General features: G+C 52.6%; 15 protein-coding genes and 1 pseudogene. 8 read left to right on the top strand and 8 right to left on the bottom strand.

Annotated features, from left to right (window positions below; all coding sequences use genetic code 11):
- Window positions 1-135: 135 nt before the first annotated feature.
- Both ATG98_RS18755 and ATG98_RS22585 read right to left on the bottom strand, forming a co-directional pair.
- Window positions 136-291, bottom strand: a complete 156-nt coding sequence (locus ATG98_RS18755) for a type II toxin-antitoxin system YoeB family toxin (protein WP_098418523.1) — start codon at window positions 289-291, stop codon at window positions 136-138.
- Window positions 288-535, bottom strand: a pseudogene (locus tag ATG98_RS22585) (type II toxin-antitoxin system Phd/YefM family antitoxin). Before ATG98_RS22585 ends, ATG98_RS18755 begins: the two are co-directional and overlap by 4 nt.
- Before the next feature lie 116 nt (window positions 536-651).
- On the opposite strand from ATG98_RS22585, the gene ATG98_RS18745 reads away from it, so the two are divergent.
- On the top strand, window positions 652-1302 hold the full coding sequence (locus ATG98_RS18745; protein WP_098418522.1) for a glutathione S-transferase family protein: 651 nt from the start codon (window positions 652-654) through the stop codon (window positions 1300-1302).
- 856 nt (window positions 1303-2158) lie between these two features.
- Window positions 2159-3118: a LysR family transcriptional regulator gene (locus ATG98_RS18735; protein WP_098418520.1), complete on the top strand. Its 960-nt coding sequence runs from the start codon at window positions 2159-2161 to the stop codon at window positions 3116-3118.
- 12 nt (window positions 3119-3130) lie between these two features.
- Here ATG98_RS18735 and ATG98_RS18730 read toward each other — a convergent pair whose 3' ends face one another.
- Entirely contained in the window at window positions 3131-4060 is a 930-nt protein-coding gene (locus tag ATG98_RS18730; RefSeq protein WP_179888216.1) for a LysR family transcriptional regulator, read from the bottom strand.
- Between the two features lie 159 nt (window positions 4061-4219).
- Between ATG98_RS18730 and ATG98_RS18725 the strand changes: the two genes are divergently transcribed.
- Window positions 4220-5152: a DMT family transporter gene (locus ATG98_RS18725; RefSeq protein WP_098424070.1), complete on the top strand. Its 933-nt coding sequence runs from the start codon at window positions 4220-4222 to the stop codon at window positions 5150-5152.
- A gap of 15 nt (window positions 5153-5167) precedes the next feature.
- On the opposite strand, the gene ATG98_RS18720 is transcribed toward ATG98_RS18725, so the two are convergent.
- Entirely contained in the window at window positions 5168-5398 is a 231-nt protein-coding gene (locus ATG98_RS18720) for a hypothetical protein (protein WP_098424069.1), read from the bottom strand.
- 239 nt (window positions 5399-5637) lie between these two features.
- Here ATG98_RS18720 and ATG98_RS18715 point away from each other — a divergent pair, with 239 nt between their 5' ends.
- A complete protein-coding gene (locus ATG98_RS18715) occupies window positions 5638-6831 on the top strand; it encodes a CaiB/BaiF CoA transferase family protein (RefSeq protein ID WP_098424068.1) in 1194 nt (397 codons plus the stop codon).
- Window positions 6832-6855: 24 nt separating this feature from the next.
- On the opposite strand, the gene ATG98_RS18710 is transcribed toward ATG98_RS18715, so the two are convergent.
- Window positions 6856-7986 (bottom strand): L-dopachrome tautomerase-related protein, encoded by a 1131-nt coding sequence (locus ATG98_RS18710; RefSeq protein WP_098424067.1) that lies wholly within the window; start codon window positions 7984-7986, stop codon window positions 6856-6858.
- Window positions 7987-8168: 182 nt separating this feature from the next.
- On the opposite strand from ATG98_RS18710, the gene ATG98_RS18705 reads away from it, so the two are divergent.
- Window positions 8169-8528 (top strand): DUF1569 domain-containing protein, encoded by a 360-nt coding sequence (locus tag ATG98_RS18705; RefSeq protein WP_098418514.1) that lies wholly within the window; start codon window positions 8169-8171, stop codon window positions 8526-8528.
- A 31-nt stretch (window positions 8529-8559) separates the two neighbouring features.
- On the opposite strand, the gene ATG98_RS18700 is transcribed toward ATG98_RS18705, so the two are convergent.
- Window positions 8560-9837, bottom strand: coding sequence for an MFS transporter (locus ATG98_RS18700; RefSeq protein WP_098424066.1), 1278 nt, complete (start codon window positions 9835-9837; stop codon window positions 8560-8562).
- A gap of 421 nt (window positions 9838-10258) precedes the next feature.
- Here ATG98_RS18700 and ATG98_RS18695 point away from each other — a divergent pair, with 421 nt between their 5' ends.
- Together ATG98_RS18695 and ATG98_RS18690 are read left to right on the top strand one after the other, a co-directional pair.
- Window positions 10259-10723, top strand: coding sequence for a GGDEF domain-containing protein (locus tag ATG98_RS18695; protein WP_098424065.1), 465 nt, complete (start codon window positions 10259-10261; stop codon window positions 10721-10723).
- Between the two features lie 138 nt (window positions 10724-10861).
- A complete protein-coding gene (locus tag ATG98_RS18690; protein ID WP_098418511.1) occupies window positions 10862-11509 on the top strand; it encodes an alternative oxidase in 648 nt (215 codons plus the stop codon).
- 103 nt (window positions 11510-11612) lie between these two features.
- On the opposite strand, the gene ATG98_RS18685 is transcribed toward ATG98_RS18690, so the two are convergent.
- Entirely contained in the window at window positions 11613-12617 is a 1005-nt protein-coding gene (locus tag ATG98_RS18685) for a TerB family tellurite resistance protein (protein ID WP_228706208.1), read from the bottom strand.
- Window positions 12618-12737: 120 nt separating this feature from the next.
- Here ATG98_RS18685 and ATG98_RS18680 point away from each other — a divergent pair, with 120 nt between their 5' ends.
- The gene (locus tag ATG98_RS18680) at window positions 12738-13223 is read left to right on the top strand and encodes a DUF1456 family protein (RefSeq protein WP_098418509.1); all 486 of its coding nucleotides are present in this window, start codon (window positions 12738-12740) and stop codon (window positions 13221-13223) included.
- Window positions 13224-13247: 24 nt separating this feature from the next.
- Here the strand turns inward: ATG98_RS18680 and ATG98_RS22785 are convergent, their stop codons facing one another.
- Window positions 13248-13382 carry a hypothetical protein gene (locus tag ATG98_RS22785; protein ID WP_267283853.1) on the bottom strand — a complete coding sequence of 45 codons (135 nt, stop codon included), beginning with the start codon at window positions 13380-13382 and terminating at the stop codon, window positions 13248-13250.
- Window positions 13383-13474 lie beyond the last annotated feature (92 nt).

Below are 13474 nucleotides of genomic sequence, written 5' to 3'. Positions count from 1 at the left end.
AAATGCATTAAATGAAATATCAAAAATTCTAAAACAGCGTAGAGTTGAGTAAATAAAATGCTGAAAAGTTTCTCAAGTACACTCCCTACGGTCGCCGGGCGCTCGTTTCTTGCGCCGTTTATTGCAGGCGTTAAATCAGTAATGATACCGGAGCTGAACGATAAGTAGGGCGTCATCCGTGACCTTGTAGACCATGTGATCTTCTTCATTTATTCGGCTAAGCACCTTTTTGTCGGTTTTTTGCCAGTACAGATAGTTTTCCCAGGCATTCTCGGAGAAGATGAGCTTCATTCAAAAAGTTCCTTTTCCTGTCCGCCGCCGTGCTCCAATTCGGCAACGGATTCCAATAATCGGCGGGCATTCTTAGGTGCACGCAGAAGGTAGGCGGTCTCCTGCAGCGCTTCGTAGTCTTCGCGAGATCATTACCACGGATTGCGATTTGCTCCGGGATAATAATTGGCGAACGGTCTTCACAGACCTTACCCATGGTTTTTGCTAAATTGGTTCTTGCAGCTGTGTAGCTAATTGCATCCATAAGATCGCTCCTGTACAGGATGCCGTACGCATAAAGATTTAACAATCAGCTGCACAACGACCGATTTTACGCCGATCTGCGGCTTCAGACCGGCGTTATATTTCAAGGAGTGAATTGTGGAACTCGTCATAGGGAATAAGAATTACTCGTCATGGTCGTTAAGGCCATGGCTGTTTTTTTCGGTTCACGGTCTGGCTTTTAAGGAAGTGCGGATTTCACTGAACCAGGACGATACTCGCGCCACTATCGCCCAGCATACTGATGCAGGGAAAGTTCCTTTGCTTAAAGACGGTGATCTGACCATCTGGGATTCGCTGGCAATTTGCGAGTACATTTCAGAGCAGTATCTGGATGGCGGCGGATGGCCGAGTTCCGTTCGTGCACGAGCAGAGGCAAGATCCTGCAGTGCTGAAATGCACTCTGGCTTTCCAGCGATTCGAGGCCAATTGCCAATGAATTGCCGCGCGATCGGGCGCAAAGTCCCTCTCAATGCGACTCTTGAACGGGAGTTAGCTCGGATAGATCAAATCTGGTCACAGTACCGAGAAATCTATTCGAGTGTTGGTCCGTGGTTGTTCGGTGAGTTCTCTATTGCGGATTGCATGTTCGCTCCGGTTGCGTCGCGATTTAAAACCTATGGGATCAACGTCTCGACTGTATCTGCAGAATACATGCGCTTCATTCTCGACCATGAACAAATGGGCGAGTGGGTGAAGCAAGCTCACGCTGAGCCTGAAACCATAGACGTGGACGAGGCAGGAATATAACAATCACAGGCTCGGCTACTGCATTGCGGCTTCGCCTCCATTCCGCCGCCGCACGTGCTGTTGGCGTTGAACTAAACCGCTTCGCGTTAGCGAATGGGCCGGGGAATTTCCCGCGAGATCAGGTGATTTGACGGACACTTTTGATTAGCCCAAGAAGGCCGTCAAAAGAGGAGTGTTCGTCATGATACCTCTACGTCAGACCATGATCCAGGCCATGTGCCAACATGGCTTCCCCCCACCCCCCCCGAACCCAGCACAGTTATCTTTATGGAGTCTGTCAACACCAGTTTAAAAGTGACCCACTTATCGGCGTTGGAGGTGCGGCCGATTGCCCAGATCATTTCAAGTGGTCGCAGGGAAAACCGTGTTTACAATTCTTTTGGCCGTGCCAAACGTCATTCTGGGCTGGCAGTGGCAATGCCATTCAGATCGATGCTTAAAACGCTGCTACCGCGCAGGCTCTTAGAACGAGGCTGCGCGCATTCGCGCCTCCGACTTCTCAACGCCGACGCAGCAGCTTTTCCAAGCGTCTTATCATCGCCCGGACGACCTGTCGCCTAGCCTGGAGCTGATCCCGCCTCACCTGCTCAAGATCAATACCTCCCACCCCATCCCGGTATCTGAGCGGGATAGTTCCCTCAAGCGAGTCGTCGACACTCCTGTCTGCCACTTCACCGTCTTCCCGGTGAGTAACCGGGCCGCCACTCTGAAAATACCGTACCTCTTCTGAAATCATCATGCCTCTGATCTCCATAACATCGCCCCTAGAAACGGGAGCGTTGGTTTTCTCATGGGTTCAGGTACATGCTAATGTTGTTTTAAAATGCAAACTATTCCAAAAAGATGAGTACAGACTTTGCAAAAAAAAACAGGGAAGCCGAGTAAACAGTCCTCTACCGTTACCCAGAAAACACGGAGTCTTCTGGCATGGAATGACTTTGAAATCATCCTTGCAATCGTAAACGCAGGCTCTCTATCTGGCGCCTCACGCGCCCTGGGTGTAAGTCACGCGACTATTTTCCGGCGGTTGGGAGATATTGAACAGCGCTTGGGCGTTACGCTCTTTGAGAGAAGTCGTACCGGTTACCGGCCAACTCTTGCAGGGGAAGAACTCGCCGACACGGCCAGAATTATGGATGAGGCCGCCTTGGCAGCCGAACGTAAAGTCGCCGGTCGGGACCTGGAGCCCAGTGGAGAAATCTGGACGACCACAACGGACTCCCTGTTGATGGGATTGCTGGCGCCTCTGTTCACGCAATTCCGGCATAAATATCCAGGCATCGTGTTGGATGTTGCCATCTCCAACGAGCTGTTCAACCTGACACGCAGGGAAGCGGACGTCGCCATTCGCCCGTCCAACAGTCCCCCTGAAAATCTGATCGGCCGACCGCTGACCACCATTGGCCAGGCCGTCTACGGACACCGAAGCTTTGGTCTGACACCGGGGGCTTCCGTCGAGGCGCTTGTCAGCCAACCTTGGATTGGTGCGGGGCCAAGACTAAAGGATTCAGCATTGGATCAGTGGATGGACAATAACGAGCTGAAGGCAGCCTGTGTCTACCGTGTTGATACTCTGGTCAGCATACTCAGCGCTATTCGCTCTGGCATGGGGCTGGCCGTTCTGCCCTGTTATCTGGCGGACGAAGACCCGGACATTATCCAGCTTACAAATCCCATCCCCGAGCTGGAATACGGCTTGTGGTTTCTGATGCACCCGGACCTGCGAGGCGTCGTGAGGATTCATGCCTTGATGGACTTTCTGACGGAAGCTGTCCGGGCACAGAAACAGCGCCTGGCCGGGCCATTATTACGCTAGCCTGTTTCGTTGTTACGAAACCTGAACTGCTCCGGCCCCTAAATTTTCTTTGGCGAAATTGACAAATGCTCTGACCAACGGTGAGATATATCGTGATTGTGGGTACTGCAGATTTACCTGCCCTTGGTATTTCCCGACAATCGACCAATCCGCCAGTATCTGAGTCATAACCCCCGTTTCAATTTCATCCGTTACCGAAAAGTCGGGAAACAGGCCCACTCCGAACCCGTTTAAAACCGCGTCTTTGCGAATTTCGGTGTGGTTGGCGATATAGCGACCCGAGGTCGTGACGCTCGCTGTCTCGCGCCCTTTGGCGAAAGACCAGACGTTGTCGAGGGCCGACTCGCCCAGTGAGAGGCAGTCGTGGTCAGCCAGTTCACTCGGATGAACAGGATGTCCTCTTTTTGCAATGTAACGTTCAGATGCGCAAAGCACCGAACGTACCTCACCCAAACAAACGGCAACTAAGCTCTCAACCGGTTTATCCGTGATTGTTACCAGAATATCGACGTCATCGTAAAATGGATCCATTGTTCTGTCGGTAACCAGAAGCTGAATCTCGACACTGGAATACGTGTTCAGAAAAGACGGAATGATGGTTTTCAATACTTGGGAACCATAAGCCTTGGGTACGCCGATTTTCAGCCGCCCTTGAGGCTCGCCACAAATCTGATCCGCTACGTCCAGCACATCACGTGCAGAGTCTAGAGTTATCCGGCATTGCGCGAAAACTCGTTTACCTGCAGCGTTAAGACGAAGGTTCCGAGTGGTCCGTTCCAGCAGTTTGACGTGAAGGCACTCTTCAAGACGTGAAACCTGCCGGCTCACAGAGGATGTGGTCGCGCCGAGCTTTTTGGCGGCAGAGGTAAACGAACCCGCTTCAACAACGGCGACAAAGACGGCCATGTCCTGCATCAGTGCGATTGCTCGATTTATGCTCATAACGAAAGACTCCTTTGCACTAAAACGGGCTAATGTCGGTCGTGCCATTTGGATAACATACTTGCTCTGATTGAGCCACAAGTCTGTTAAAAGGGATGGTAAAGACGATGAAAGACATGGGTAGCGTAAAAGGCGATCAGCAAGGTAGAGGTATTCGCGATGAAGGCTAAACCAGGGAACGCTTTCCCCGTCGCGGAGTGTCTTCTGTTGCTGGTTGCAGCCTTTTGGGGAACCAGTTACGGCCTATCAAAAGAAGCGCTGGTTTTTTATTCCGTTATGGGATTTGTTGCGATTCGATTTTCGCTGACTTTTTTCTGCCTGCTCCCATTCTTCATCAGGGAGTACAGAGCAGGCAAGGGTCGCGATTGGCGCGTTGGCCTACCAACCGGCTGCATATTGCTGGCCGTCTTCGTGTTTGAGACCTACGGTGTACTTCATACCAGTGCCGCTAACGCCGCACTCCTGATTAGCCTGTGTGTGCTGTTCACGCCTTATACCGAGTGGCTGATCTTCAATCAAAAGCCGCGCCGGGAAAGTTTCATCCTCGCCGTGGCCTCTTTCACGGGGGTAGGGCTTTTAACCATTAGCCATGACATGGCGTTTAACCTGGGCGACGCCTTGATACTGGTCGCTGCGGTTTTACGTGCCTTTATGGTCACCACCACCAAGAAACTGACCACCGGCAAAGATATATCAACCATCAGCTTGACCGGAATCCAGTCTGGCGTTGTCGCCGCAGGCGCTTTGGTAGCACTTTGGGCCACTGAGCCCGACTTTTTGATGCGACTCCCGAGTTCCAGCAACTTCTGGTTAATAGTTGTTTATCTGGTTGTATTTTGTACGATATTTGCCTTTTTCGTACAAAATTACGGGACTCGAAAACTCAGCCCCTCTAAAGTTTCATTGTTGATGGGGTCGGAACCAGCATTTGGAGCTATCTTTGCTGTGTGGTGGTTAGGTGAAGACATTGGACCGCTGGGGTGGTTCGGTGGGTCACTGATCGTTATTGCGTCTCTGTATGCCACGCTACCTAAGGCGAATAAAACCCACGGCGCTGCAAAAACCCGTCACTGGTCTGGCGTCAATTTTTGATGGCCTCAGCAACCCTCAGGTCAGCGTTACGTTTATAACCGCGAGGAAAACGAGCGCCAATGCCGCTGGCCATGGGTTTCGCAACACAACGCCAAACATCGTCAGCGGGATCAGAACGGTTAGTGCCGCCAGTATGTGGGGCAATTCTGCCACAGCGCTTGCGGACATACTGAATACGTGAATAAGCCCTAAAGCGCCGAACAGCAGGGTTAACCAGACATTCCAATTACGACGTTGTGACGACAAATTTTCTTCCCTTCTAACGTTTCGGTGGTTATCGCTAAGCATTAACGGTTTAAGCTCGTGTGTAACAAGCGTTTTATCTCCCTCGATATACGGTCGCGATTGGGTTAAAGGGTATCGGCTAATCTGGATCAGCTCGGATATGAATACTCATGGATCATCAGCGACGAGTACCATCGGGTCAGTAGAGATGGCATTTAGCACCTAAATGATAGAAGTACCTAAATAACAGGAGCACCTATATGACTGGCCCACTCAACGGCATCCGAATTATTGACCTGACCGCCATGGTGTCTGGCCCTCTGGCGACCATGATGCTGGCGGACCAAGGCGCCGAGGTGATCAAGGTCGAGAATCCGTCCGGTGGCGATTTTACCCGGTCTGCCGCCAACCGGCAGGGCAATGTGTCAGCGTCTTTTCTCAATAACAACCGCAACAAGAAATCGGTCGCGCTCAACCTGAAAGAGCCAGCGGGTCGCGAAGCGCTGTTAAAACTGGTGGCTACCGCTGATGTGTTTGTGCAGAATTTCCGTCCCGGTGTAATCGACAGAATGGGCCTGGGCGAGGGCGAATTGCGTAAGGTGGCTCCGAACCTGATTATGGTGTCCATCAGTGGGTTTGGTGACACCGGCCCCTTCGCCCAACGGCCGGTTTACGATCCGCTGATCCAGGCCCTGTCTGGACTGGCCACGGTGCAGGCCGGCACTGACCAACGGCGTCCGCAACTGGTCAGAACGATTTTGCCTGACAAACTCACTGGCGTTGTTGCTGCCCAGGCCATTACCGCGGCCCTGTTTGCCCGTGAGCGCAGCGGTGAGGGTCAACATGTCCGGCTGTCCATGCTGGACGCCATCATCGCGTTTCTGTGGAGTTCTGACATGGGCAGCCAAACGTTTGTGCAAGGCGAACTGCCACAGCAGGCCGCTGCCAGTTTTCAGGATTTGATCTACGAGACCACTACCGGCTATATCACTATTGCGGTGCAGAATGACCGCGAGTGGCAGGCGCTGATCCGCGCTGTGAATCGGCCGGAATGGGCCGAGGACCCGAGGTTCTTGACGGCAGAGCTACGGCAGAAAAACATCGACGTTCGGCTCGATCTGATCCAGTCCGTGATCAGGACAGACTCGGCAGAGCAGTGGCTGGCGCGGCTGGAAGAAGAGTCGGTGCCCTGCGCGCCGGTACTGACCCGCACGGAGGTGTTGAACCATCCACAGGTTCAGGCCAATGACTTACTGGTGGAGTATAACCACCCGCAGGCTGGCCATATTCGCCAGACCCGCGCCCCGGCCCGATTTTCAGCCGCGCCAACGCAACCTTTGCAAGGCGCCCCGGCTCTCGGTCAGGACACTGCGGCTTTGCTGGCAGGCTGCGGCTATTCCGCGGATGACATACAGACCCTGATCGATTCAGGCGTGGCAGGCCTGCCAGAGTAAGAGCAGCCACGAGTGATTGCAGTGTTACTCTTCAACGCTTCCAACCCAGACCTTATAGATAGAGTAGGGCGGCTTGCCTTGATCTTTACCACCGGTGAAGGGAGGCGCTTTGTGCAGCTGGTTGACCGCAACATAGAGCCAGCCCTGTGGGCCCATACGGACACTGTCAGGCCAGCTGAGGCGCTCGTCTCGTACCAGGGGTTCGAGGCTACCCCCGGGCAGCAGAGCATCAATGCCGTTGTGATTCAGGTTGGTGAAAAAGTGGCGGCCTTCAGCGTCAGTATCGGCACCGTCGGACACCGGTTTGGGCCCAACCCGGACAATCGCATCCGCAACTTGCTGAGCACTGGCGTGCTTGCGCAACAGTCTGGCTGGCACGCTAAACCAGTCCAGACCATTCATGGCGCCAAAGTAGACGGTGCTGCGGTCATCCGACAGGGTGATGGGGTTGGCCCCGACGTTCGCTGGTGCGCCGCCAAACTGTATGGCCTCGCCATTGATTACCAGGGGCGCATTGGGTTGAGGTTGAAGCGACGCATGACCCTGAAAGCGCCAGGTGTCGCCACTTGCCAGGTTTACCGTCAGCAGGCCGGGATTGGCGATATCCGCCAGATAGGCAAAGCCTCGTTTGCGGTCAACCACCAGATCCTGGATAAAACTGCCTTTCGGCGCCACATCTGCTGGCAGGGTCACTTTCTGGATTAATTCACCGGAGGCGATAGTAAACCCCCAGATTCGGGTTTTGCCCAGATGATTGCCGGTGTCGGTAATCCAGAGCCCACCCTGGCCATCCAGTGCGATGCCTAGAGGCGAGTCGATCGTGGCATCCTGGTAGTTACCATTGTGCGTCTGAACCTCGGTGGACGGCCAGGCACGGTAGCTGTGGGGGCCGGTCACCTCAATGAGCTGGACGTCGTGATCACCGTCCATCGGATGGATGGTAGAAAAAACACGGCCTTCCGCACTGACGGCAACGTTGCCGGGGCGAATCTGCAGCATTGCGACGGTTCGTATTTCTCCACGCACCGGCTCCAGTGTCGCGGTGTTTGTTGCGGCGACCCCGCCGTGACTCCAGTTGCCAACGGCATTGCAACCGGCCAGAAGCATCGGTATCAGCAGCGCACCCAGTGCGTGCGTTGAAACACGAATCGTCATAACTTCCTCCCTAATTGATTGAGCCTGCATGTACGAGTTGCGCCAGACGACCGATCAAAAAATGCCAATAAACTTAACCATGACTCATCCTGTAGCGGTTTACGGTATTTTCAGTGGATCATTAGTGGTATCAACTGTATGAAGAGTCATAAAATTAGGGTGTGTAGAATCCTAAATGGAATATCTATCAAATATTGGTTCATTCGGCCCAGAGCGTCGAGTTCTCGATGTCCACCTTCCCTGAGCACAAGCCAGCCCTTTTCAAGAATACAGTTGGCAAACTGGCATTTGCCGCGTTTTCTGCAAAAGGAAAAATGACTCATGACTTGAGCGAGGCAATTCCAGGGGCTCCTTTGATCAAAGAAAGCGGCGATATTACCTATGCATATCAGCGGCTCAAGGAGTCGATGATTAAGTTTAAGGGCTATAATGACCAGCTGGTAGAGCACTTCGCCTATGGAAGCATGACCAAGCAACAGTATGAACAGGCGCATGCAATGCACTTCTACAATCATCTTTTGGAGATAGAGCTAATAAGTTAGTCAAGAAGACGCCTGAAGTCGCTGTGGTCTGCTAAGGGTTCTCGGCCTCATCCGCGACGGGTGCCAGAGGCTCGCCATCTTCGCCCAGGAGCTGGTAATTGTAAGCTGCCTGAAGACCGGTTTGGTCTTCAACCTGTTCCTCCTCCTCGGGCTCATGGTCAATGTAGCGCGGGTACAGAGGCGACAACATTGCTACCAGGATGCCGATGGCGGAAAAGGTGGCAAACGCATTGGCGTAGCCGAATTCGCTCACCAGCATGCCGACAACGGGCGAACCAGTTGCCTGCCCGAGCGAGACAGCCATGAATGGCAGTACCGGCCCCATCGACAATCGGCCCGGCAACAGGCGAATACCGGTCATCAGATAGAGCCCCGTCAGGCTCATATAGGCCAGACCGAAGACCAGCGCAGAGAATGCCGCGAGCACCAGCTGATCAGGGCTGGCAGCAAGCAGTGCCAAGCTCGCGGATAACATCACCAGCATCAGTGAGTGTGTAATGGGTGGGTTGTTGCGATCGGCCAGGTCGGCTACCACAGCACCTCCGATGCCGGCAATGCCAACCGCTAGCCACAGCCACCCGGTTGCAGAAGGCGGTAGGCCGCCGAGGGTGACCAGTAAATCGGGTGCGAAGATCCAGTACGCAGAGGAAACGAAGCCCATCACGAATGCAAACAGCGAAAGCCTGAACAGACGCCACCACTGCAGGGCGCTGATTGGAGTGGTCGACGCAGCGTTCGCGGGAATGACCCGAGACACGGAAGGGATAAAGTACCACGCGGCAACGACGCCAATCCCAGCCAGGATGGCAAAGGACACGTACGCGGAGCGCCAAGCGCCAGACAGGAAAAGAACCACCGGTACGGCAACGGCCACGCCAATGCTGGTGCCCGCATTCATGACTGAACTGACACGGCCGTGCACCGAGCGGCTCACCATCGCCTGCATGGCAGCCGTGAGCGCCGGCATCATAAGACCCGTGCAGATGCCGCACGCGAACACGCCCACTCCGAGCGACAAAGCACTAGACGCCTGGCTGATAAGCGCCAGACCGACGACGCCGAAACCACACGACAGGACGGCTGTGTTGCGGGCACCGAGACGATCGGCGGAGAGCGGTGCTACCAACGTCGCCAGAAGGAAACTGATAAGCGGCAGCGCGCCGATGATACCGATTACTTCAGGCGTAAGACCCAGCTCGGCCCGGATAGGGGGTACAAATAGACCAAATGCGAAGCGCGCGAGCCCGTAGCTGATTGCAATCAGCGCTGCTCCAAAGAGCGCAAATCCTGTGTTCGAGAGAGACTTCATGCCACCTCCGCCAGTCAGGCATTGGGATTCCCGGAAACAGGAGCGTGGAAACCGGAAGTCGGGTCAGATTTATAGATGTAATTTGGGCTTTAGTTGTACCAGAGATAGTGTTTAAAAATAAACCTGTCCCGGTTTTTCCTTTCACAAAACCGGGAAAGATCTCTTCTCCTAACGACACAAAACACAGACAGAAAAAAGCCCCGACGAGCGAAGCTTTAAAGTTCTTCAGCGGTTTGAACACGTCATCCAGGCGGATAACCCAGTGTGCCACGCCGGTAGTTTGCCAGTCAGTGATATGCTGCTGCCAGATCTGTGCTCGTTCGGTTGGTGTTATGCTGATTCCTCATGGAGTGGGTGAGTAAGTCAGTGTGTGCAATCGGCGAGCCGGAATGTAGGTGCTGACTTAGGGGCGCTTGCAGTTATGCAATGGTTTTCTAGTTGGGCTTTGGCGCTGGATTTAAAGAACAGGGGCCTGAACACGCCGACCAACATAAAATCCTTATCCAATACGGTGCTGGCCGCCCTGGTCGGCGTCGCCATCGGAAAGGGAGTGCATGATGTGCAGGCTCAACTTGAAGATCAATCTATTCGTAAAAGCAATATTGTCGGGCGCTGGGGCGGTGAAGAGTTTCTTATCATCTGCCCTGACACGGATCTACAGGGTTGCGAGACTCTAGCCGAGCAGATTAGAAAGCGAATCGCGGAACACGAATTTGCTGAAAAAAGGGTACTCAATGCCAGCTTGGGGGTCGCTGTTCACCAACAAGATGAAAACGCAGACACCATGATTGCCCGTGTCGATAAAGCACTTTATCGAGCTAAGAAGCACGGACGTAATCGCGTTGAGGTTGACAGAGGGGGGCAAGCACCAGCGTCTAGAAAGTAAATGATTACATTCGAGTAGTATGCAAGGGACAGTGATCTAACTGGTTGGTGAACCTCGTAATTATAAGTGACGCGAACGTTCCCCACATCGGCAGTATTTTTTTTGGGTCTTGGTACGCTTAATTTGGAGATCGTTGACATGAACGAAGCATCGGGGTCTTTTGCAGCAACACACAACAGCGATCCGCTGAGTAAACACCACACTCCGTCGGGCTTTTCTGACCGCGTGGCCTTTCGCTTAACCAGGCTGTTGCGGTTTTTTGCGGACCTTTTTTTTGCAAAGCGCTATGGTCACCGTGCGGTGGTTTTGGAAACCGTGGCCGCAGTACCCGGGATGGTCGGCGGAATGGTGGGGCACATGCGCTCGCTTCGTCGGATGGAAGACAATCGGGAATGGATCCACACGCTGCTGGAAGAGGCTGAAAACGAACGCATGCACCTGATGACGTTTGTACAAATTGCTCAGCCCAGCTTTTTGGAACGGGTGCTGATTTTGCTTGCGCAGGGGGTTTTCTTTACCAGCTTTTTGTTTCTCTATGTTGTTTCGGGCCGCACAGCTCATCGGTTAGTGGGCTATTTTGAAGAAGAGGCAGTGTACAGCTATAGCGAATACCTGGCCGAGGTGGATAGTGGCCGTTTGGAAAACGTGCCCGCTCCGCAGATTGCAATTGACTATTGGCAATTGCCCGCCGATGCGACTTTGCGCGATGTCATTATAGTGGTCAGGCTTGATGAAGCGGGTCATCGGGATGTTAACCACCGCTTTGCCGATAGTTTTGATCATTGATCACGCGTCTTGGTTTTCGGGCCAGGCTCTTAATTAAATAGTTGGAGTGAATGTGCAGTGCCAGTGCCGTCGCCTCTTATGGTATGGAATCTTAGGGGCGCGGCTACTCCTGTGGAGGAACCTTAGGCGCGCTGGTATTTTTTTTACGCCCAAGCCGGGAAAATACGGTCCTCGATTTTTGTCCTAAAGAACCAAAACTTTTTTTCGAAGCTTGAATTCCAGCCGCTATGCCCGACAGGGCAGATTGCCGTTGACGATTCAGGCCTTCCATTCCTGCCTTCGCACCCTCGGATACAGTTGTAGAGAAAGAGTTTACGGTCAGGAAAATGGTGCTGACACGTTCCAGGGCCATCTCCTCGCGCTCGTCAATGGCTCCGTCCGCTTCTGCCACGCCGGTAAGAAACGAGATGATCTCGTTAGACATGGATTTATAGTTGCAGTCAGGGTTGGTTTTTTTAAAGCGGGCGAGCTGCTCGCTTATTCCCTTCACGGTGTACTGGTCAGCCTGTAACTCGATCAGCGAGAGGCCTTTATCGACGAAGGTTATGTCATAGCCCCACTGGGTTACAAAATAGGACTTAATAAACTCTCGCTCTTGGTGATTCACATTGCCATCCATGGCGGCCAATTTTACCCCCAGCATGGCGATCATGTCGAAAAGGCCAGTGGCTAAAATATCCAGAGGCGTATTGATAAAATCCGGAATCGATTTTACTCGGCCTGACGATCCACGAACAAAATATTTGCCGATGACAATGCTCAGCCCTGCACCAGCGACACCTGCGGCTATGGCCCAACCAACCGGTGTGGCGGCAGTGCCAATACCCAACACGCCCAGAAGCCCCGATTGAGTAAAAAAGGTTGAAGCGACCAACGACGAATGGGCAACGGCGACGCCCGTTGTTGCGCCGGTAGCTGCATCGACACTGTCGAGGAAGTGCTTCTTGAGCTTTAGCGACGTGTAAGCATCCTCGCCGATGTCAAGTTTCAGCTTGAATCGAAGGGGGTCCTGAATCACCTTTTCGACGCTTTGCATCACGTCTTCTGGCTGAGAATCGGTCATCGAATTTAATCTGCCGCCACAGGAAAGGTTGAGATTAATGAACATTAGAAAATCGTGAAAGAGGTGACAATCGGTTCGGGCCAGAAGTTGCAATTATGGTAAAATAAAGTCTTCTAAAAGACTGTTTTGACTGAGCTGGATTCACCTAAGACTAGGGATTACATTTTGACCAATAATGATGTTTTACGCCGTGTACGTTATATCTTTGATTTAAACGACAGTACAATGATTGAAATCTTTGCTTTGGCCGATTTTACCGTAACCGAAGAGCAAGTTTCTGCCTGGCTGAAAAAAGACGAGGACGATACTTTTCTCAAGCTAAATGACGCAGCTCTAGCCGTTTTTCTTAATGGCTTCATTATCTATAAGCGTGGCAAACGCGATGGTGAGCAACCAGAGCCAGAAAAACAGCTGAATAATAACATTGTATTCCAGAAGCTGCGAATTGCTTTAAATTTAAAGGCTGACGATATTCTAGCTATTTTTCAGTTGGTAGAGTTTCAATTAAGTAACCATGAATTAAGTGCGCTTTTCCGCAAGCCAGGTAATAAGAATTACCGGGAGTGCAAAGACCAGATTCTTCGAAACTTTTTGCTGGGCTTGCAGCGCAAGGTACGGCCAAACCATAGTGATTCAGCTTCGGAACTATAAAATATTCACAAGCACCGTTCCGGGTTACTGCTCCGGCAAGGGCTCAATCCGGTTGATGTCTCCCGTGGGCGGCTGTGGATTGTCTTCCAGTATCACCAGCACACCCCCGATGATGATCGCCAGCCCGACTACGGCTTTCAGAATATTGGATTTGTTCATGGGTATATCCCCGTCAGGTTTTCAGTCACTGTGTATTTTTGATGATTCAGAGTAGGTTGTCGGTCAAGCAAGAGAATCTCAAGCTCTGGCGC

Source organism: Marinobacter sp. LV10R520-4 (genome assembly GCF_002563815.1).
Taxonomy (GTDB): domain Bacteria; phylum Pseudomonadota; class Gammaproteobacteria; order Pseudomonadales; family Oleiphilaceae; genus Marinobacter.
The sequence above is the reverse complement of the archived record's forward strand: the minus strand, read 5'-3'. Positions and strand labels throughout refer to the sequence as shown.

Coding starts and splice junctions, on each gene's coding strand:
- ATG98_RS18755 (WP_098418523.1), bottom strand. CDS start 291: ATGAAGCTCATCTTCTCCGAGAATGCCTGGGAAAACTATCTGTACTGG.
- ATG98_RS18730 (WP_179888216.1), bottom strand. CDS start 4,060: ATGAGCATAAATCGAGCAATCGCACTGATGCAGGACATGGCCGTCTTT.
- ATG98_RS18725 (WP_098424070.1), top strand. CDS start 4,220: ATGAAGGCTAAACCAGGGAACGCTTTCCCCGTCGCGGAGTGTCTTCTG.
- ATG98_RS18715 (WP_098424068.1), top strand. CDS start 5,638: ATGACTGGCCCACTCAACGGCATCCGAATTATTGACCTGACCGCCATG.
- ATG98_RS18710 (WP_098424067.1), bottom strand. CDS start 7,986: ATGACGATTCGTGTTTCAACGCACGCACTGGGTGCGCTGCTGATACCG.
- ATG98_RS18700 (WP_098424066.1), bottom strand. CDS start 9,837: ATGAAGTCTCTCTCGAACACAGGATTTGCGCTCTTTGGAGCAGCGCTG.
- ATG98_RS18695 (WP_098424065.1), top strand. CDS start 10,259: ATGCAATGGTTTTCTAGTTGGGCTTTGGCGCTGGATTTAAAGAACAGG.
- ATG98_RS18690 (WP_098418511.1), top strand. CDS start 10,862: ATGAACGAAGCATCGGGGTCTTTTGCAGCAACACACAACAGCGATCCG.
- ATG98_RS18685 (WP_228706208.1), bottom strand. CDS start 12,617: ATGTTCATTAATCTCAACCTTTCCTGTGGCGGCAGATTAAATTCGATG.
- ATG98_RS22785 (WP_267283853.1), bottom strand. CDS start 13,382: ATGAACAAATCCAATATTCTGAAAGCCGTAGTCGGGCTGGCGATCATC.